At 33.4% G+C, this 20,230-nt stretch carries 17 protein-coding genes, 1 pseudogene and 1 riboswitch; of the genes and pseudogenes, 12 read left to right on the top strand and 6 right to left on the bottom strand.

The annotated features are described in order from the left end of the window. Positions 1-231 precede the first annotated feature (231 nt). The 3 genes and pseudogenes from ACZM4J_RS03165 to ACZM4J_RS03155 all read left to right on the top strand — a co-directional run bounded on the left by ACZM4J_RS03165 (position 232) and on the right by ACZM4J_RS03155 (position 1,673). On the top strand, positions 232-567 hold the full coding sequence (locus ACZM4J_RS03165) for an HIRAN domain-containing protein (RefSeq protein ID WP_022164601.1): 336 nt from the start codon (positions 232-234) through the stop codon (positions 565-567). Positions 568-669: 102 nt separating this feature from the next. Then, a pseudogene (locus ACZM4J_RS03160) lies at positions 670-837 on the top strand (AAA family ATPase); the annotation flags it as partial. A 122-nt stretch (positions 838-959) separates the two neighbouring features. Beyond that, positions 960-1,673, top strand: coding sequence for a hypothetical protein (locus ACZM4J_RS03155; protein WP_412622654.1), 714 nt, complete (start codon positions 960-962; stop codon positions 1,671-1,673). 180 nt (positions 1,674-1,853) lie between these two features. Here the strand turns inward: ACZM4J_RS03155 and ACZM4J_RS03150 are convergent, their stop codons facing one another. Further along, entirely contained in the window at positions 1,854-2,720 is an 867-nt protein-coding gene (locus tag ACZM4J_RS03150; protein ID WP_022164604.1) for a helix-turn-helix transcriptional regulator, read from the bottom strand. 279 nt (positions 2,721-2,999) lie between these two features. Here ACZM4J_RS03150 and ACZM4J_RS03145 point away from each other — a divergent pair, with 279 nt between their 5' ends. Next, the gene (locus tag ACZM4J_RS03145; RefSeq protein ID WP_428245224.1) at positions 3,000-5,255 is read left to right on the top strand and encodes a glycogen/starch/alpha-glucan phosphorylase; all 2,256 of its coding nucleotides are present in this window, start codon (positions 3,000-3,002) and stop codon (positions 5,253-5,255) included. Positions 5,256-5,271: 16 nt separating this feature from the next. Beyond that, on the top strand, positions 5,272-5,403 hold the full coding sequence (locus ACZM4J_RS03140; protein ID WP_412336336.1) for a hypothetical protein: 132 nt from the start codon (positions 5,272-5,274) through the stop codon (positions 5,401-5,403). A gap of 109 nt (positions 5,404-5,512) precedes the next feature. Here the strand turns inward: ACZM4J_RS03140 and ACZM4J_RS03135 are convergent, their stop codons facing one another. Next, positions 5,513-6,184 (bottom strand): Crp/Fnr family transcriptional regulator, encoded by a 672-nt coding sequence (locus ACZM4J_RS03135; protein ID WP_022164606.1) that lies wholly within the window; start codon positions 6,182-6,184, stop codon positions 5,513-5,515. A 220-nt stretch (positions 6,185-6,404) separates the two neighbouring features. On the opposite strand from ACZM4J_RS03135, the gene ACZM4J_RS03130 reads away from it, so the two are divergent. Next, positions 6,405-7,187, top strand: coding sequence for an ATP-binding protein (locus tag ACZM4J_RS03130; RefSeq protein ID WP_022164867.1), 783 nt, complete (start codon positions 6,405-6,407; stop codon positions 7,185-7,187). A 276-nt stretch (positions 7,188-7,463) separates the two neighbouring features. Further along, the gene (gene hcp, locus ACZM4J_RS03125) at positions 7,464-9,083 is read left to right on the top strand and encodes a hydroxylamine reductase (protein WP_022164868.1); all 1,620 of its coding nucleotides are present in this window, start codon (positions 7,464-7,466) and stop codon (positions 9,081-9,083) included. 170 nt (positions 9,084-9,253) lie between these two features. Here the strand turns inward: hcp and ACZM4J_RS03120 are convergent, their stop codons facing one another. From ACZM4J_RS03120 to ACZM4J_RS03105, 4 genes are all read right to left on the bottom strand, one after another. After that, a complete protein-coding gene (locus tag ACZM4J_RS03120; protein WP_022164869.1) occupies positions 9,254-10,633 on the bottom strand; it encodes an NAD(P)/FAD-dependent oxidoreductase in 1,380 nt (459 codons plus the stop codon). A gap of 188 nt (positions 10,634-10,821) precedes the next feature. Beyond that, a riboswitch (purine riboswitch) is annotated at positions 10,822-10,919 on the bottom strand. Positions 10,920-10,962: 43 nt separating this feature from the next. Then, entirely contained in the window at positions 10,963-11,211 is a 249-nt protein-coding gene (locus tag ACZM4J_RS03115) for a hypothetical protein (protein WP_022164870.1), read from the bottom strand. A gap of 20 nt (positions 11,212-11,231) precedes the next feature. Continuing rightward, positions 11,232-12,419 carry a sodium/glutamate symporter gene (gene gltS, locus ACZM4J_RS03110; protein WP_428245225.1) on the bottom strand — a complete coding sequence of 396 codons (1,188 nt, stop codon included), beginning with the start codon at positions 12,417-12,419 and terminating at the stop codon, positions 11,232-11,234. Between the two features lie 67 nt (positions 12,420-12,486). Further along, positions 12,487-13,455: a TAXI family TRAP transporter solute-binding subunit gene (locus ACZM4J_RS03105; protein WP_022164872.1), complete on the bottom strand. Its 969-nt coding sequence runs from the start codon at positions 13,453-13,455 to the stop codon at positions 12,487-12,489. Positions 13,456-13,804: 349 nt separating this feature from the next. On the opposite strand from ACZM4J_RS03105, the gene ACZM4J_RS03100 reads away from it, so the two are divergent. The 5 genes from ACZM4J_RS03100 (at position 13,805) to ACZM4J_RS03080 (ending at position 20,216) form a co-directional block, all read left to right on the top strand. Continuing rightward, positions 13,805-14,287 (top strand): DUF2798 domain-containing protein, encoded by a 483-nt coding sequence (locus tag ACZM4J_RS03100; RefSeq protein ID WP_022164873.1) that lies wholly within the window; start codon positions 13,805-13,807, stop codon positions 14,285-14,287. A 383-nt stretch (positions 14,288-14,670) separates the two neighbouring features. Then, complete coding sequence (locus ACZM4J_RS03095) at positions 14,671-15,387, top strand: MurR/RpiR family transcriptional regulator (protein WP_489485586.1); 717 nt, start codon at positions 14,671-14,673, stop codon at positions 15,385-15,387. Positions 15,388-15,693: 306 nt separating this feature from the next. After that, positions 15,694-17,553 carry a beta-glucoside-specific PTS transporter subunit IIABC gene (locus ACZM4J_RS03090; protein WP_022164875.1) on the top strand — a complete coding sequence of 620 codons (1,860 nt, stop codon included), beginning with the start codon at positions 15,694-15,696 and terminating at the stop codon, positions 17,551-17,553. Between the two features lie 16 nt (positions 17,554-17,569). Continuing rightward, positions 17,570-19,000: a 6-phospho-beta-glucosidase gene (locus ACZM4J_RS03085; RefSeq protein WP_022164876.1), complete on the top strand. Its 1,431-nt coding sequence runs from the start codon at positions 17,570-17,572 to the stop codon at positions 18,998-19,000. A gap of 169 nt (positions 19,001-19,169) precedes the next feature. Continuing rightward, positions 19,170-20,216 carry an acyltransferase family protein gene (locus ACZM4J_RS03080; RefSeq protein WP_489485585.1) on the top strand — a complete coding sequence of 349 codons (1,047 nt, stop codon included), beginning with the start codon at positions 19,170-19,172 and terminating at the stop codon, positions 20,214-20,216. Positions 20,217-20,230: the final 14 nt, after the last annotated feature.

The raw sequence follows: 20,230 nt of genomic DNA, 5'->3' as shown, positions 1-20,230 counted from the left end.
CAAACAAAGACTACTTAAAATATACACTTTTGCAAAGGTAACTGCTAGTTTGCAAAAGTAGTAGCATGGAAAAACTAGCAGTTTAAATTGCAATTAAATTTTGAAATTTGTAGTTATAAGTCCCATTTATAGGACACCCTTTTTAGTATAATGGTAACAGAAGCAGGAAGAGACAAACATTCCAACATTTAACAAAAATTAAATTTAATAGAAAAACGAGGAGGTATAACAATGAGAGATGAGATGTATTTTACAATAGCAGGCTGCAGTCATTATTGTGGTAGTGATTTTATGGAAAAAGCGATGGAAGTAGAACTTGAAAAAGAGCCGGATAATGAGTACGACAAGGAAGCAATTCTGGTGAAGATGAAAGGACTTGGCAAAATAGGGTATGTAGCAAACAGTCCTTTTACAGTTAAAGGGGAGTCTATGAGTGCCGGAAGACTATATGACAAAATTAGTGATAAGGCAAAAGGAAAAGTTGTATTTATATTGGATGATGGAATTGTTTGCAACATAATTGACACAGGCAAAGATGACACAAATATAAAAGAAAACAACTTGTAAGAAATTTTTTAAAGTTAAAACTAAAGAGAACGGAAGATAATAAGCGGTGATAAATGTAAGAAGGAGGTTATTATGTATCTTGAAACTTTATCTCACTATTGTGGCTGTCAGTTTATAATTGCGACACATTCCCCATTTATTCCGGCTTTACAGGGGGCAAGAATATATGATTTAGATGAAACACCGGTAGATATAAAGAATTGGTGGGAACTTGAAAACACAAGGACTTATTACGAGTTTTTCAAAAAATATGAGAGATATTTCGAATGACAAAAGAGCTCTCTTAATATAATTAACACAAGAGAATATCAGAGAATTAGAGCATAACAAGAACTATGCTGTCATTATTGTAATGATAAAGAAACCATAAAAACAACAAAGGAGGATAAGTTATGGGTGAGGTAAGCACAAATTTTATCATGTGTATGTCAACAAAAACAGACTATGAGTTGGTGGAGATTATAGTTAAAAGCATATTTGATGCAGAGCCATGGCAGGAAGTAGGTTATAATAAGGAAAGTTTATCGATAGTTGTTGAAGATTGGCTTGCCAGCGTGGATGATGTTATTGAACTTGCAAAAGTAGTGAGGGATCAACTTCTTGAAGTGGCAGGGGAGGATGATAAACGAAGAGAAATATGTGAAAAGGTATCTTATGATATTGACGGAATAACAGAGTATTTTAACTGTGGTGAGATGGCTAAATTTAATATAGAAAAGAAAGATAAGAAGATTATTGTAAGACGAACTGAAGGTTTCCATGAGGTGTGGTTGGATGACTTTGAAGATTATGAGGAATTTTGTGAAAAAATTGGTGACTACGTTAGAGAATACGTTAGTGAGGATTCTTTTAATAAAAATAGACGTAATACTTGTACATATACGGATAGAGCAGTATATATTGATGATACACCAGATTATGGAAAACCGTATGTTATTGAAGAACATAAGGAAACAGGAAAGGTCTACTCCTTTAACGATACAATAATCGAATATTTGAAGGAAAATAATCTTCCATATGATGATAAGACAATTGGGGAGCTTTCAGTTGACGATGTTTACGACATCCTAGGTGGAACTTACGGAAAAAATAGTGATAAGGAATAACAATGAACAGTTAGATAATCCAACATGCTGTGAGGAGAAAAAGTTAAAACCAATATTTAGTGAATATAAATATATTAACAACTAACATAAATTATTTTTGAGAAACGATAAATGACAACTTTGAAATAAAATCAGTTAGAGATAATGGGCTTATTCCCCTTATCTCTAACTGATTTTATTTTAACTCCGCAACTCTCTAGGCGTTAAGCTATACTTTTTCTTAAAGAGCCTATTAAAATATGAAATATTATTAAACCCACATCTTCCGGCTACTTCCAGAATGCTTAAATCACTTTCACTTAAAAGTTTCTTTGCCTGAATTAATCGATAGTCATTTAAGTATTTAGTGAAGCTTGTGTGCAGATGCTCCTTAAAAAAACGCATAAAGTGAGATGTGCTGTAATTACAAAAATCAGCAACTTCTTTAAGTTTAATATCTTCATAATAATGTTCATGAATATAAGAAATAATTTCCTTAACCTTCTCTTCAGATTTCTTATTATCTTTGGATTGGGCAGCTTTCATATTTTGAATAAGAATATAAAAAAGTTTAAATAAATTGCTTTTTATCATAATCTGAAAACCAAAATCTCTTTTTTCACTTAATGAATCCATATTTTTTATAATGTTAGAAAAATCATCATAAAAAGAAAGTTTCGGTGTAATAAAATTTTGGATATTAATTTCACCTCTAAATAAAGGCTCAAAAAATTTTGAATTTATAATATCTTCTTTTGCAGAAAACAGAAGTTCTTTCTTAAAAATAATATTCTCATATTCCATACGTTCTCCTGAAATTTCACGTATAGAGTGTAGGTGCCCCGGGAGTACAATAATGGTATTGCCGGCTTCAACTTCATATTCAATAAAATCTAAAGTGACAAGTCCCTTTCCTTTTTGGATAACAATTAACTCAATTTCTTCATGCCAGTGAATTGGCACAGATGGAAAATCAAGCGGAATTGTACAAAGGTAAGTGTTGTATGGAAACTCATCTGTGGTATGTGATTTTTGCTCTTTATAAGTTTGAAACTCTATTGTATTCATAAAAACTCCTAATTGAAACCAGTATTTACGGAAATAATATATTGATGATAGTATTGTACAATAAAATGAGAAAATATTGCAAGAATACACTAAAAAATGATGATATATTACTAATAACAAAAGACTGGTACAGTAAAGCCAGCAGGTAAAACAATAACGTAACTATTAACGCCGGTAGGTAAAACAACAACGTAACTATTGACACCTTTTATGGTAGTGCATAAACACATCTTATAATGCATTTTAATTAAAAGGCTTTTTAAGGAAAGGGTTTTATATATGAATATTAAAGAAAGATTACAGCAGCAGTTAGGAAAAGATATTTCACAAAGTAGTAACAGCGAAATTTATAATGGACTTTTAAACATTACACAGCAGTTAGCAGATGAAAAAGAAAGCAACGAAGGAAAGAAAAAAGTTTACTATATTTCAGCAGAATTTCTTATTGGAAAATTGCTTTCAAACAACATGATTAATCTTGGCATTTACAATGAAGTAAAAGAAATGTTAGCACAGGCAGGAAAGAATATTTCAGAAATTGAAGAAATAGAAGTTGAGCCATCACTTGGTAATGGTGGTCTTGGAAGACTTGCAGCCTGCTTCTTAGATTCAATTGCAACATTAGGCCTTCCGGGCTCAGGTATTGGAATTAATTATCATTTAGGATTGTTTAAACAGGTTTTTGAAAACAATATGCAGAAAGAAACACCTAATCCTTGGATTGGTGAAAATACATGGCTCAAGAAGACAGACGTAACATATCCAGTTCAGTTTAAGGATTTTACAGTTACATCAAGAATGTACGAAATCTCAGTTACAGGTTATGAGAATAGAACTAACAAGTTAGAATTATTTGACATTGATACAGTAGATGAAAATATTGTAGGTGATGGAATTGACTTTGATAAAAATGACATAGCTAAGAACCTTACATTATTTTTATATCCTGATGACAGCGACGAGGCAGGAAGAAAATTAAGAATTTACCAGCAGTATTTTATGGTAAGTAATGGAGCAAGACTTATAATTGATGAGTGCAAGGCAAAAGGAAGCAATTTATATGACCTTTATGATTATGCAGTAATCCAAATAAATGATACTCATCCAACAATGGTAATTCCTGAATTAATTCGTTTGTTAGTTCAGGAAGGTATGTCAATAGATGATGCAATTAATGTGGTAAAGAAAACATGTGCATACACAAACCATACTATTTTGTCAGAAGCTTTGGAAAAGTGGCCAATTAGTTATTTACAGGAAGTTGTTCCGCAGTTAGTACCAATTATTGAAATTTTAGATGATAAAGTAAGAAGACAGTTTGATGATGAAAGTGTTGTTATTATAGATAAAAATGATACTGTACACATGGCTCACATCGATATTCATTATGGATTTAGTGTAAATGGTGTGGCAGCACTTCACACTGAAATTTTAAAGAATTCAGAACTTAATAACTTCTACAAAATTTATCCTGAGAAGTTTAATAACAAAACAAACGGAATTACATTTAGAAGATGGCTTCTTCATTGTAACAGTGAATTATCAGACCAGATTCAGGCATGGATAGGTGATGGATTTAAGAAGGATGCAATGGAACTTAAGAAACTTGAAAGCCTTATGGATAATCAGGATGCTTTAAACAAATTGCTTGAAATTAAGGCTGATAATAAGAATCAGTTGAAAAAATATTTAGCTGACACACAGGGAATTAATTTAAATGAAAATTCAATTTTTGATATTCAGATTAAGAGATTACACGAATACAAACGTCAGCAGATGAATGCGTTATATGTTATTCACAAATATTTAGAAATAAAGAAAGGTAACAAACCTGAAACTCCAATTACAGTAATTTTTGGCGCGAAGGCTGCCCCTGCTTACATTATTGCTAAGGATATTATTCATTTGATTTTATGTTTACAGAAAATCGTAAACAATGATCCGGAAGTTAGCCCTTACTTAAATGTAGTAATGGTTGAAAATTATAATGTAACATTAGCAGAAAAACTTATTCCTGCCTGTGATATTTCAGAACAGATTTCATTAGCATCAAAAGAAGCAAGCGGTACAGGAAACATGAAGTTTATGCTTAATGGAGCAGTAACACTTGGAACTGAGGACGGGGCAAATGTAGAAATTCATCAGTTTGTTGGAGACGATAATATTTATATTTTCGGTGAGTCAAGTGATGAAGTTATTGAACATTATGCAAAAGCAGATTATGTTTCAAGAAATTATTACGAAAATAATGCTAACATAAAAGAGGCTGTTGATTTCATTACAAGTGATGAGATGCTAAAGGTTGGCAATCAGGAAAATCTTGAAAGATTGAAAAATGAACTCTTAAATAAAGACTGGTTCATGACATTCCCTGATTTTGACCAGTACGTTGAAACAAAAGAAAAAGCTTATGCAGATTACAACAATAGAATGGAATGGGCTAAGAAAATGCTTGTAAATATTGCAAATGCAGGTTTCTTCTCATCAGACAGAACTATCGAACAGTACAATGAAGACATATGGAAGTTGAAATAAACAATGAGTATAAGCAATGAAAATGATTGCAGTAGTAATGCTTAACAGAACAGAAGAAAAAATTCCTGCATACTTAAGACTGAATGGTCATTGCGCAGAAGTGGCAGTGGAACCAAACGCAATTGCTACAGCAGTAATTGAAGTGTAAAAATATACAGGGAATATATAAGAGAAAATATAAAGGATAGTTGTAGTGTGGAGCTACGACTATCTTTTTTGATATAATTCAAAGAATAGGCTGTCGCGTTAGCGACAGCCTATTCTTTTAGCTTGAAATAATTTTTATGAAATTCAATCATACCCTCATCTCTCATCTTGCAAAGCTCCTTAGACAAGGCACTTCTATCCAAATTAAGAAAATCAGCAAGCTGTTGCCTGTTAAAAGGAATTGAAAATTCGTTACTTTTGTTAATCATAACCTGTTGGGAAAAGTAGATTGAAAGCCGTTCCCGTATGGTTTTAGGTGCAGTGCAAAAACTTCTATTTGATAAAATAATATTTTTGTTTGTTGTAATTAAAAGAAGATTTTTTTGAATTTTGAATTGCCATGAATGTGACTGATAAATTTCCCCCAGCAAAACGTTCAAATTAAAAAATACCACAGTAGAATTTTCCGCAGCTACCGCATCTACCAACATAGGTGATTTAGTGTAACCATAGGATTCCCCAAAAGCCTGTCCTTTTTCAACAACACTAAGAATACTTCGATTGCCCCATAAATCATTACTTTCAATAAAAACCTGTCCTTTGATTACAATGCCCATTTTTGAAACAACATCACCGGTGTGAAAAATAATATCGCCTTTAGGAAAATTCTTTTCAGAAAAAGCCCCAAGATTATTTAATTCCTGCAACTCGTCCATAGTGACATTTTTGAAAAATTTTAATTTTGATATATCGTTTAAAAATTTTAAATTAGATAATTTCATATAATAAATCCTTTCAAAAAAAATCAAAAAACGTGGTTATAACAACGTAAATAATAATTTTATTCTAATATAATAACCATTGTAAAGCAACAAATACATTAAAAACAAAAATGAAAAGAACGCAAAACAGAATTGCTTATGGAAATTCAAAATTGTGTAGGAGCTTGTAAGAAAAGTTTAATTACAAAACAAGGATCAGAAATTATATTAGGAGGTCGTAATGATTAGGAAGATTATACACATTGATGAGGAAAAATGTAATGGATGCGGAGCCTGTGCTACAGCCTGCCATGAAGGTGCAATTGGAATGGTTAATGGAAAGGCAAAACTGCTTAGAGATGATTATTGTGACGGATTGGGGGATTGCCTACCATCATGTCCAACAGGTGCCATAACATTTGTAGAGCGGGAGGCAAAGGCTTATGACCATGAGGCAGTTATGGAAAATATGAAGAAGAAAAAAACAGAACAGTCTGGAAACCAAGGTGGTTGCCCTGGTAGTAGAATGAAAGTTTTGAATCATAGTAATACAGAAAAAGTTCAATCTGAGAAACACAGTGGCTGTCCGGGAAGCAGAATGAGAAAATTGAACAATAATGAAAATAATGAAGAAGTTGCAACTTCTTACGGAAAGCCACAGTCAAGATTAGGACAGTGGCCATGCCAGATAAAGCTTGTGCCTATTAATGCCCCATATTTTGACGGTGCAAAACTTTTAATTGCAGCAGATTGTACAGCTTATGCTTACGCTAATATCCATGAAGAATTTATGAAAGGAAAAATAACTCTTATAGGTTGTCCAAAACTTGATGAAGGGGATTACAGCGAAAAGCTGACAGAGATAATTAAGCAAAACAATATTCAGGAGGTAACCATTATTAGAATGGAGGTTCCATGTTGTGGTGGCTTGGAAATGGCTGCAAAAAATGCTCTTCAAAACAGTGGAAAATTCATTCCATGGAGAGTTGTAACAGTATCAATTAATGGAGAAATCCTTGATTAAGACTTATTAATGAAAACTTTGATTAGCTGAATATAAAATTATATGTAAGAAATAAAAATAGGAAAATCTTAAATTGCATATAAGAAATAAAAATAGGAAAATCCTAAATTGCATATAAGTAATAAAAACAGGAAAATCTTAAATTGCGTATAAGAAATAAAAACAGATAAATTTCAAATTGTGTAATAAGTTGAATACACAATTTGTTTAACTAAAGAAATAATAACAAAAAAAGAAAATAATAAAAATAAAATTAAAAACAGGAGAATGAGAAAAATGAGTAATACAAAAACAAATTTAGAAAACTTAAATAGCATGTTTTGCTTTCAGTGTGAGCAGACAGCAGGTTGTAGTGGTTGTACAAAGAGTATTGGTGTTTGCGGTAAAACAGCCAACACAGCCAACTTGCAGGACCAATTGACAGGTTCTTTGATTGGCTTGGCAAAGGCATGCGGCAATAATCAGAAAACACAAAATACAGACAGAATTATTATCGAAGGTTTATTTACAACAGTTACAAACGTAAACTTTAATGACAATACTTTAGAGGAAATGATTGAAAAAGTTCATCAGGAAAAAGACAGAATTGTACCGGGCTGTGTTGCCTGTGTAGCCAGATGTGGAAATACAGATGATTACAATATGGAAGAATTATGGAATGCAGATGAAGACATTCGCTCATTAAAATCCCTTATATTGTTTGGAATTAGAGGTATGGCAGCATACGCATATCATGCATTAATGTTTGGGATGGAAGATAAGGAAGTAAACGACTTTTTCTACAGAGCTTTATCAGTAATAAGCTATGACTTAGAAGGGGACAAGTTGTTAGAAACAGTATTGAAAGTTGGAGAAGTCAATTTAAAATGTATGGAACTTTTGGACAAGGCAAATACAAGTGCATACGGTTCTCCGGTTCCTACAAAGGTACCGCTAACAATTGAAGCCGGTCCATTTATAATAATTTCAGGTCACGATTTAAAAGACTTAGAATTATTGCTTAAGCAGACTGAAGGCAAGGGAATCAATATTTATACTCATGGCGAAATGTTACCGGCACATGGTTATCCTGAACTTAAAAAGTACAGCCACTTAAAAGGAAACTTTGGTACAGCATGGCAGAACCAGCAGAAAGAGTTTGATAATGTACCGGGACCAATTTTATTTACAACCAACTGCCTTATGCCTGTTAAGGAAAGCTACAGGGACAGAGTGTTTACAACAGAGGTTGTGTCATATCCAGAAATGGTACACGTTGGTGAAGATAAAGATTTTACACCTGTAATTGAGAAGGCTCTGGAACTGGGTGGCTATAGTGAAGACCACAAAATGACAGGTATAAATGGCGGTGAATTCGTAACAACAGGATTTGCTCACAACACTGTTTTATCAGTTGCTGACAAGGTAATTGACGGTGTTAAGCAGGGTAAAATCAGTCACTTTTTCTTGGTAGGTGGTTGTGATGGTGCAAAAGTTGGTAGAAATTATTATACAGATTTTGTAAAACAAACACCTAAGGATTCAATTATTTTGACATTAGCTTGTGGAAAATACAGATTTAACGATTTAGATTTAGGTGACATAGATGGGCTACCAAGAATAATGGATATGGGTCAGTGTAATGATGCCTATTCTGCAATCAAGGTAGCAATAGCATTAGCAGAAGCTTTTGAATGTGATGTTAATGAATTGCCATTGTCAATGGTATTGTCATGGTATGAGCAAAAGGCAGTTTGTATCTTACTAACATTGCTTCATTTGGGCATAAAAGATATTTTCCTGGGACCAACATTGCCGGCATTTATTTCTCCTAACGTGTTGAAAATACTTGTAGACAATTACAATATATCACCAATTAGCACACCGGAAGAAGACTTAAAGAAAATTTTGGGATAAAAGTAAGTTAAATCGTAAATGTTGAAAATCAAAATCAGACAGAGCCGGAAAATGGTTAAAAAATAAATTTGTAATAATTGAAAGATAATTAAAAATAAAAGTACAACTATTTATGAAACATGATTTGCCAAGGAATGGCTAAACTCATAAATAGTTGTACTTTTTGTTTATTAAGCCTGTACTTTATCGCAAATATCTCTTGCAACAAATACACCGCTTGCTGAGGCATGTGAAAGAGAATGTGTAACACCGCTGCCATCGCCAATAATGTATAAGCCGTCATATTTACTTTCAAGATGGTCGTTGATGTCTACTTCCATGTTGTAGAATTTAACTTCCACACCGTACAATAAAGTATCATCATTTGCTGTACCCGGAGCAATTTTATCAAGGGCATAAATCATTTCAATAATACCATCTAAAATACGCTTTGGTAAAACCAAGCTAAGGTCCCCTGGAGTTGCAGCAAGAGTAGGAGTTACAAGACCTTCTTCAATTCTGTTTTCGGTACTTCTACGGCCTCTGACTAAATCTCCAAAACGCTGTACAATGACACCGCCACCAAGCATGTTGGAAAGGCGGGCAATGCTTTCACCATATCCGTTACTGTCCTTAAATGGTTCGGAAAAATGCTTAGCTACAAGTAAGGCAAAGTTAGTGTTTTCTGTTTGCATTTCTTCACCTTCATAGCTGTGACCATTTACAGTTACAATACCATTAGTGTTTTCGTTTACAACAATACCATGTGGATTCATGCAGAATGTACGAACATTATCTTCAAACTGCTGTGTACGGTAAACAATTTTGCTTTCGTATAATTCGTCTGTTAAATGAGAGAAAATAACAGCAGGAAGTTCCACACGAACACCTATATCTACACGATTTGACTTAGTTGGAATATCCATTTTATTACAAACATGTTCCATCCATTTACTTCCGCTACGACCTACGGAAACAACACATTTTTCACTGTGGAAAGTTTCGTCTTTTGTATGAACTAAATATCCATCATCTAAATGCTCAATAGAAGTAACAGGAGTATCAAAATAGAAATCTGCTTTATCTTCAAGTTCTTTATAAATATTTTCCAAAACAATATAATTAATATCAGTTCCTAGATGACGCACTGATGCATCAAGAAGTTTTAATTTATTCTGCATGCAGATTTTCTTGAAACCTGTGCCGGCAGTTGAGTATAACTTAGTACCTTCACCGCCATATTTCATATTAATTTCATCTACATATTCCATTAATTCAATGGCGTGTTTTTTACCAATGTGCTCGTAAAGTGTACCACCAAAATCGTTGGTAATATTATACTTACCATCAGAGAAAGCACCGGCACCACCGAAACCACTCATAATTGAACAGCTTTTACACTGAATACAGTTAGGTATTTTGTCTCCGTCGATAGGGCATTTTCTGCCGGAGAGCTTGTGACCTGCTTCAAAAACTGCTATGGATAGGTTGGGCATTTTCTTTGACAACTCGTAAGTTGCAAAAATACCGCCAGGACCAGCACCAATAATAATTACATCATATTTCTTCATTAAAAATCCTCCTTATAATGTAACCAATTCTCGAAGAGAATTGATTACCTACTTGCGCACAGGCACTAAGGTATCCTCCCATTCTAAAAGAACGGGTCCCTCCTTAGTACAAGCACTAAGGTATCCTCCCGGATGCAAGCATCCGGGTCCCTCCTTAGTACAGGGCACAAAAAAACTGCTACAAATAGTTACACTAATAAAGAGATTATAGCAAACTATTTGAGGCAGTTAGTAGAAACGTTCAACCGTATTATGAACTTATATAATCCTGTGATATAATAGCAAAATACTACTATTAAATCAACAGTTTTACGAAATAAGATTTATCTTTATTTCTTTTTTATATGAATTTCAGGAATTGCAACTGAATCAAAACTAATTGATGGTTTTTCCTTTTTTGAATCTGTTGACTCATTTCCTTCAACTGATTGTGAATCCACTGATTTTTCTACAGTGTTTTCGTTATTTGTATCTGCATTTGCATTGTCCTTGTGAGTTCTGGGTAAGTGAACTTCAGGAATTGCTAAATTATCAAATGACAGGTTAATCTTTCTTTTTTTGTCGTTATCTTTTTTCATGACTTTTTCCTCCGATAAAATTAAACAAAATTAATAAAGAATGTAATAACTAAACTGTTAATAAAGTCTGCAAATAAACTTCCTACTAAAGGAATTAAAAGGTATGCCTTAATTGATGGAGCATATCTGTCGCAAATAGCCTGCATATTTGCCATGGCATTAGGTGTGGCACCCATACCGAACCCACATGTACCGGCAGATAAAACTGCTGCATCGTAATCTCTTCCCATAACATTGAAAATAACAAAGTATGTGAAAAAGAAAATAAGTACAAGCTGTGCACCTAAAAGAATAATTAAAGGTAGCGCAAGGTCAGCTAATTGCCATAACTTCAAAGTAATCATTGCTATACCTAAAAATAATGAAAGACAAATACCACCAAGGTCATTAATTTCACCCATGTGAATTGTGAATTTTCCTGAGTATTCGCTTAAGTTTCTAATAAGAGCGGCAGCAAGCATTGCACCAATATAAATTGGGAATGTCATACCTGTTTTTGTAAGTAACCAAGAGAAAATAGTTCCAAGACCAACAGCTAAAATAGTTTGGAAAACTGCTGCGGCATACATGTTTGTATGTCTCTCATGCTTGATTTCGTCTTCAACTAACAGGCTGTCATCTTCTGTTGTAACTGTATCCATAAGGTTTTTCTTTTCAATAAGTTTTCTACCAATTGGACCACCAACCAAACTTCCGGCAATAAGACCGAATGTGGCAGCAGCTGTACAAATTGTTGTGGCACCTGAAATGTTGAAATCTTCAAGAACCGGTCCAAAGGCACCGGCAGTACCATGACCACCAACCATTGGTATAGAACCTGTACACAAACCAATTAATGGATCAAGTCCTAATAATTTTGATACCCCAACGGCTAAACCGTTCTGAAAAATAATAAGTAAAACAACAAGTGCCAGGAAAATTATTAAAGACTTTCCGCCACTTTTTAAAACTTTTAAGTTTGCCTGAAAACCTACAGACGTAAAGAAAAATACCATGCAAACTTCTCTTAAAGTATCGTCAAATGAAAATTCTGCTAAACCTGTTGCATAACAGATGCAGGTGAATATTGCAAAAAGTAAACCACCTACAACCGGTGCAGGAATACAAAATTTTTCAAGAAAATCAATTTTGCTTTTTAAAAATTGTCCAAGTATCAACACTACAACTGCTATGGCAAGTGTCTGATACATATCTAACTGTATATTCATTTTATTCCCATATACTGTAATAACATTCATTATGAAAGTTATTTATCAATATAATTTTCCTTTCTTTTTAATTCTTGTCTTCTGAAGAAACTGTAATTCCTTTTTCCTTATAGTAAGCACAGGCTCCCGGATGGAAAGGAATTGTTATACCCTTTGTAGCATCGCTTTCGTTGAAATTCAAATCAGCCTGTAGTGAATACTGGAAATCTTTTGCGTGCTTAAAAAGAAGGGCTGTTAATTCTTTTACAGTGTCTTCTGACATGTCATCTCTGGCTAACAATACTGACTTAACACAAAGTGTTGAAACATCTTTGGTTTGGCCTGTATATGTATTGGCTGGAATAGTAAATGAATCATAAAATTTGTAAGATGCTTTTAGCTTCTTGGCACACTTGCTGTCAATATCAATAAAGCGGATATTGGCATGTTTTGCAAGCTCCTCAATAACAGTTGTCTGCACACCTGAAGTACAGAAGAAAGCATCTATCTCACCATCTTCTAATTGTTTTGCCGCATCTGTGTAATCAAGATTTTTTGTTTTTACTAAATTATTATCCCACAAACCGCTGGCTTTAAGAATCTGTGTGGCATTTAATTCCGTACCTGACTCAGAAGCACCGATACTTACTGTTTTGTCTTGTAAATCATCAAGGGTTTTAATTGAAGACTTATCAAGGACTACAATCTGGCAGGCTTCCTTGTACAGACCGGCAATTGCTGAATAGCCGTTGTATTTCTTGCCGTTAAATTCTGGTGTTCCATAGTAGGCATCATCAATTAAATCCATCTGTGAAATACCTACATCAATATAGTTCTTTGACAAAAGACGTAAGTTAGCTGCTGAACCGGCAGTAGTCTTAATGTCAAATTTTAGCTTGTTGTTTTCTTTTGTTGCAAGCTCCGTAAAAGCCGTACTGAAAGAATAGTACATGCCACCAAGTCCTGCAGCACCAAAACGAATAGTGCTATCCCCGAAACCACAACCTGTAAGCGTTATGGTTACAAGGGTTAAAATAATGCATAATAATTTTTTCAAAATCGTTACTCCTTGTTCTTTAGTAGTGACTTAAAAATCATCAGAAATATTTAACATAAAGCAAGAAAACATATTCGTGTTTGTTTAAAATACTTACTGAATATAATCGTTTATTATATAGAAGTTTCTGAATCATATAAGTACATTAATATTTTACACTATAATAGGAAAAAATTCAAAAAAAGTCAGTTGACAACAAAAAATTATTATGCTAACATTTTTGCGGTAAAAAAATAATTGAAAAGTAGTGAAATCAAGGCAGGTAATTACAAATAATTAAACTGTGGAAAATCCCCCCCGAAGCCTGAAACGGCTCCTGAAATAAGCTACAGAGTTTAAGGAGGAAAATATGCCACATAATAAGAGAGAAAGTTTGATTTTTACAGTCATGATGTGTTTTACAATGGTGTTTGTTATGAGTATTTATAACGTATCACTTAATATGGGAGGCTTGTCAGCAGAGTCGATAAAGGAAGCCTGGTTGGGATTTCCAATTGCTTATATTTTTGCAATGTGTTGTGACTGGTTTGTTGTTTCAGGATTAGCAAAGGGTTTTGCCTTTAAGTTTCTTGTAAAGCCGGGTGATGGCCCATTAAAAACAGCAATTTGTGTGTCAGTTTCAATGGTCGTACCTATGGTAATCATCATGTCATTATACGGAGCTGTAGAGGTTTCAGTTACTACAGGTCAGTGGTCAAATGTATTATTTATATGGTTACATAACATACCATTTAACTTTATAATGGCATTGCCATTACAGTTAATCGTAGCAGGACCATTAGTAAGAAAAGTTTTCAGAACAGTTTTCCCTGAAGGAAAAGTTCTGGCATAAACGTAAAAAAAGCATCCAATTAAAAAATAATATTCAAATTAAAATTTTATAATTTAGTATTTATATGAAGAAGTTGTAGTTAAACATGATGTAGTTGTTTAGCTACAACTTCTTTTCTTTGTGTTATGGAAAATTTCTATGGAATTTTTTGTCATATAAATAGCTTTTCACTATAGATGAACACTAACGAGAAAGGAAGAACAGTCATAAAATAGTTAATCTCCTTTAGATTAAGTTTTAATCATACAGGGAAAGCATTTGATTGTAAAAGGTCAGGTGCTTTCTTTTTTTTAATTTTAGATGAGTAAAACATCCCTTATAAGTGGTGTTTATGATATAATACAAGAGTAAATGCGATTAATTAGATTGTAAAGAGGTACAATATGTTTAATTACGAAATTCTTAAGTCGTTTAATGATATGGAGATGCTGGTTTATGACTACATTGTGAAGAACAAAAATGTAGTAAAATACATGACTGTAAGGGAGTTAGCAGATGAGGTTCATGTATCAACAGCCACTGTTATGCGTTTTTGCAGAAAAGCAGGTTTTGATGGATATTCTGAATTTAAAGTGAAATTCAAAATGTATCTTGAAGAAGAGACAAAGAAAAACAAAAAGAATAACGAAGATGTAAAGGAGATACAGGAGTATTTTTATAAAATAGGTTCCGGCATACATCAAAAGGAATTGGATGAAATTGCCCAGGTTGTAAGACAGGCTGACCAGGTTATTTTTATTGGACTTGGTACGTCAGGTATCCTTGGAAAATACGGTGCACGATTCTTCTCAAATTTGAGAAAATTCAGTCAGTACATAGAGGATCCATATTTTACTATTATGGAAGGCATAAAGAATGCGGTTGTAATTGCACTTTCCGTTTCAGGAGAAACAGAACAGATAGTTCAAATGGCAAATGATTTTAAAAAGAACAAGTGTAAAATAATCAGTATTACAAATAAGGGAACATCAACCTTATCAAATCTTTCTGATTATAATTTGACCTATTATGTTACGGACCATGAACATGGTAATCATATTAATACAACAACTCAGATACCTGTCATTTATTTGATAGAGGCAATTGGAAGAAGGCTGTAGGTTTTATCAAATAAAGACAAAAGATAGAAGGCTGTAGATTTTATCAAAAGAAAACAAAAGATAGAAAGCAGATAAATCATATTATTTAAACGAAAATCATGAGAAAAATAGGAGCACAATCGTAGAAATTAAATAAATGAAAATTAATCAAGGATATGTTACAAGGTGTTACGACTTTGTAACATATTTTTTTCGTCCTCATACGTTACATAAAACGCAGATTTGTAGAAATAAAAATCTTGTATGATAAAATATTCTTAGTTGATAAAGAATTGACGGAAATATAGAAGAGAAGGAGAGAAAAACATGGCAATCGATTATCACAAGACAGCTACGGAGCTGTTAAAAGAACTTGGCGGTAATGACAACATTACCAACGTAACTCATTGTGCTACAAGACTTAGATTTATACTTAAAGATGAATCAATAGTAAACAAAGATAAAGTAGCAAAAATTCCGGGAGTAATTACTACAGTACAGGCTGGGGGACAGTTTCAGGTAGTAATTGGAAATCATGTAAAGGACGCTTATGAGCACATGATTAAGATGGTTACAATTGATGAAGAAGCAGCAAAAGGAACAGGAAACAAAAAAGTAGGTATAGTAAGTAGAATTATTGATGTAATTTCTGCAATATTTGCTCCATTTTTATACACATTGGCAGCATGTGGTATTCTTCAGGGTATCTTAGGTGTTTTAGTTGCATTAAATGCAATTGATACAGCCGGCGGTACATATCAGATTTTAAACTTTATTTCATGGACAGCATTTACATTTTTACCTGTACTCATAGCAGTTACAGCGTCAAAGAAATTTGGTGTTAATACATTTATTGCATTAGTTATTGCCTGTGCACTTGTTTGCCCGGATTACATTGCAATGGTTAATGCAGCAAAACCTGTTTACTTTTTAGGCATGAAAGTACAGCTTTTAAGCTATACATCATCAGTAATCCCAATTATTTTATCAATTTGGATTGCATCATACGTACAGAAATTTTTCGATAAATATTTACCAATCGTTATTAGAAACTTATTTACACCAATGTTTACAATAGCAATTATGGTTCCACTTACTTTATTAGCATTTGGACCAATTGGAAATACAATCGGTGGAGCAATTGGTGGCATTTACAATACATTATACAATTTAAGTCCTATAGTTGCCGGACTTGTAGTAGGTGGCTTATGGGAAGTGCTTGTAATCTTCGGTGTTCACTGGGGAATTACACCTGTAACAGTAGGAAACTACGCGAACTTAGGTTATGACACATTTACAGGACTTCAGGCATCAGCCGTATTTTCACAGGCAGGTGCAACATTTGGAGTTTTCCTTAAGACAAAAAATAAAGACATGAAGGGTGTTTCAGCATCAGCAGCAATTACAGGTCTTTTCGGTATTACAGAACCTGCAATTTATGGTGTTAACTTAAGATTAAAGAAACCAATGATTTGTGGCTGTATTGCCGGTGCAGTTGGTGGTGCTATTGGTGGAGCTTTCCATGCAGTGTCATGGAGCTATAATATGCCTGGTATCGCAACATTACCTGCTTACTTTAAGGTTGGCCATTTAACACCATTTATCGGTTTGGTAATTTCAATTGTTGTAGCATTCGTGCTTGGTGCAGTGCTTACATACATTGTTGGTTTTGAAGATGAAGCAGATGATGAAACAAAGGAAATTGAAACATCAAATGAAACAACAGAAACAAATGGTGAGGCTACAAGTGAGTTTGTAGCACCTGTAACAGGAAATGTTATTCCTGTAAATCAGGTAAAAGACGAAGCTTTTGCTTCTGAAGCAATGGGAAAAGGTGTAGGAATTGAACCTGAAAATGGAAAAGTATATGCACCTTTTGATGGCAATGTTGACGCAGTATTTCCAACAGGCCATTTAGTAGGCTTATCAGATGGAAATGGTGCAGAAGTATTAATTCACATTGGTGTTGATACAGTAAAGCTTGAAGGAAAAGGTTTTACAACTTATGTTTCACAGGGAGATAAAGTTAAGAAAGGTGACTTACTTGTGGAATTTGACGTGGAACTTCTTAAGAAAGAAGGCTACGATACAACAGTTATGTTTATAACAACTGATACATCAAAGGATGTTCAGGTTTTATCAGGAAGAAAGGAAGCTGTTAAGGATATTGCATTTTTAACAGTATAATTGAGAGGAGTTAGATATGGGCATGTTACCAAAAGATTTTTTATGGGGTGGAGCTGTTGCCGCGCACCAGGTAGAAGGTGGATGGAATAAAGGAGGCAAAGGCGTAAGTATAGCCGATGTTTTAACAGCCGGAGCTCATGGTGTAGATAGGAAAATCACAGACGGAGTACAAGATGGATATTATTATCCAAATCATGAAGCAGTAGATTTTTACGGGCACTATAAGGAAGACATAAAGTTATTTGCTGAAATGGGATTTAAGTGTTTTCGTACTTCAATTGCCTGGACAAGAATTTTCCCAAATGGGGATGATGAACAGGCAAATGAAGAAGGATTAAAATTCTACGACAATCTTTTTGATGAACTACTAAAATACGGAATTGAGCCGGTGGTAACACTATCTCATTTCGAAATGCCATATCATCTTGTAAAAGAGTACGGGGGCTGGAAAAATCGAAAAGTTATCGACTTTTTTGTAAAGTACTCACTAACCGTTATGGAAAGATATAAAAACAAAGTAAAATATTGGATGACTTTTAACGAAATTAATAACCAGAAGAACTATGAGTATCCACTTTTCGGATATACTTGCTCAGGTGTGATTTTCAATAATGAAAAGCATCCGGAAGAATGTATGTATCAGGTGGTACATCACGAATTAGTGGCAAGTGCCATGGTAGTAAAAGAAGGACATAAAATTAATCCTGATTTTAAGATTGGCTGTATGATGGCGTGCGTTCCATTATATCCATATTCATGTAAACCGGAAGATATGATGTATTCAGTTGAAGCAATGCATGACCGCTACCTATTTGGTGATGTTCATGTAAGAGGCGAATACCCATCTTATGTATGGCCTGAGTGGAAAAAGAAAAACATTCACGTTCAAATGGAAGAAGGAGACAGGGAGATATTAAAAGAAGGCACTGTTGACTTTGTAGGATTAAGTTACTATATGACAAATGCTGTAAAAGCCGACCATGTTGCAGATGGAAATGGTGTAGATGGCTTCCCTGGAAGCGTTCCAAATCCTTATGTAAAAACAAGTGATTGGGGCTGGCAGATTGATCCAATTGGACTTAGATATGCACTTAATTTGTTATATGAAAGATACCAGGTGCCACTATTTATTGTGGAAAATGGATTTGGCGCAATTGATACTGTAAATGAAGACGGAACAATCGATGATGATTACAGAATAGCTTACTTAAAAGCTCACATTGAAGAAATGAAAAAAGCTGTAATTGATGATGGAGTAGACCTTATGGGTTACACACCATGGGGCTGTATTGACTGTGTTTCATTTACAACAGGAGAAATGAAAAAGCGTTACGGATTTATCTATGTTGACAAAGATAATGAAGGTAATGGCACACTAAAACGAAGCAAAAAGAAGTCATTTGACTGGTATAAAAAAGTAATAGCTTCCAATGGTGAAGAATTATAATAAAAATAATAGTAATAGTGATAACGAAAATCTTCTCACAAAAAGTGGGAAGATTTTTATTTTAGAAATTTGAAATTAACAGCTGGTGTTTCGATGAATTTATTGAATATAGACTATTGTGTGTTATAATCAAAGATGATTGTCAAAATTTAGGAGGGAAGAGCGAAAAATGGAAATAAAAAAAATGAGAAAATCAAATATCGAGTTGTTGAGAATTGTTTTGATTATAATGGTAATAGCACATCATTATGTGATAAATTCCGGCATAAAAGCGTTTTTTACACCAGCTAAAATGTCAGCAAAAATGATAGGGATAGAAATATTCGGATGTGGTGGAAAGATTGCTATTGATGGCTTTATAATCATAACAGGTTTTTTTATGTGTAAACAATCAGTCACATTATTAAAGTGGTGTAATTTGTTTGTGAAATATGCTTTTTACCTTCTGGTAATTAATGGGGCTTTTCTGATTGTAGGATATTATCCTTTGGGAAAATATAATCTGTTGTATGGATTTGTTCCTTTTATAAAAAACTATGGAACAGGATATGATAGTTTTGTAGCTTTATATTTGGCATTATTTTTGTTGATTCCTTTTATTAATAAGCTTATAAATGCTATGAATAAAAAGGAAATGATTATATTACTATCTATTTTAATAGCATTATATTCTATTTTTAGCACGTTCTTTTTTCAGATAGACAGTGAGGGATATTTATTTGTTAGAGACAATTTTGAAGGACTGGGATGGTACATTACAGTATATTTAATTGGAGCTTTTATAAGAAAATATGGTAACAAAAAATGGGATAATTTTAGAGTGGGATTAGTAGGCACAATTATTTCTGCTGTAGTAATATGTATTAGCATCTATGTGTTTAATTACACAATGAAAATTGATATATATCATTTTGTCATTGGAGCTAATAAATTTATGGCTATTACAATGGCAATTATGTTATTTATCTTATTTAAGAACATAAATATTAAAAATAGCAAAATAATTAATACATTGTCAAAAACAACATTCGGTATTTTATTGATACATGCTAACAGTGACACGATGAGATACTTTTTATGGAATGATATTATCAAATGTCCGGAAAAGTATTTGGAAGGTGGAGCAATGTTAATAGTGAGTGCAATCACAAGTGTTATTTTGATTTATATTGTATGTGCGTGCATAGACATTATATGTGAAAAAAATTTTGAATAAGGTAGTAATTAGCA

This window comes from Eubacterium sp., assembly GCF_057858645.1.
Note: the sequence above shows the minus strand (reverse complement) of the source record. Positions and strands in the feature narration are given on the sequence as shown.

Coding starts and splice junctions, on each gene's coding strand:
- ACZM4J_RS03135 (WP_022164606.1), bottom strand. CDS start 6,184: ATGAAATTATCTAATTTAAAATTTTTAAACGATATATCAAAATTAAAA.
- ACZM4J_RS03155 (WP_412622654.1), top strand. CDS start 960: ATGGGTGAGGTAAGCACAAATTTTATCATGTGTATGTCAACAAAAACA.
- ACZM4J_RS03150 (WP_022164604.1), bottom strand. CDS start 2,720: ATGAATACAATAGAGTTTCAAACTTATAAAGAGCAAAAATCACATACC.
- ACZM4J_RS03115 (WP_022164870.1), bottom strand. CDS start 11,211: ATGAAAAAAGATAACGACAAAAAAAGAAAGATTAACCTGTCATTTGAT.
- ACZM4J_RS03085 (WP_022164876.1), top strand. CDS start 17,570: ATGGGCATGTTACCAAAAGATTTTTTATGGGGTGGAGCTGTTGCCGCG.
- ACZM4J_RS03100 (WP_022164873.1), top strand. CDS start 13,805: ATGCCACATAATAAGAGAGAAAGTTTGATTTTTACAGTCATGATGTGT.
- ACZM4J_RS03120 (WP_022164869.1), bottom strand. CDS start 10,633: ATGAAGAAATATGATGTAATTATTATTGGTGCTGGTCCTGGCGGTATT.
- ACZM4J_RS03165 (WP_022164601.1), top strand. CDS start 232: ATGAGAGATGAGATGTATTTTACAATAGCAGGCTGCAGTCATTATTGT.
- ACZM4J_RS03095 (WP_489485586.1), top strand. CDS start 14,671: ATGTTTAATTACGAAATTCTTAAGTCGTTTAATGATATGGAGATGCTG.
- ACZM4J_RS03080 (WP_489485585.1), top strand. CDS start 19,170: ATGGAAATAAAAAAAATGAGAAAATCAAATATCGAGTTGTTGAGAATT.
- ACZM4J_RS03145 (WP_428245224.1), top strand. CDS start 3,000: ATGAATATTAAAGAAAGATTACAGCAGCAGTTAGGAAAAGATATTTCA.
- hcp (WP_022164868.1), top strand. CDS start 7,464: ATGAGTAATACAAAAACAAATTTAGAAAACTTAAATAGCATGTTTTGC.
- ACZM4J_RS03090 (WP_022164875.1), top strand. CDS start 15,694: ATGGCAATCGATTATCACAAGACAGCTACGGAGCTGTTAAAAGAACTT.
- ACZM4J_RS03140 (WP_412336336.1), top strand. CDS start 5,272: ATGAAAATGATTGCAGTAGTAATGCTTAACAGAACAGAAGAAAAAATT.
- gltS (WP_428245225.1), bottom strand. CDS start 12,419: ATGAATATACAGTTAGATATGTATCAGACACTTGCCATAGCAGTTGTA.
- ACZM4J_RS03130 (WP_022164867.1), top strand. CDS start 6,405: ATGATTAGGAAGATTATACACATTGATGAGGAAAAATGTAATGGATGC.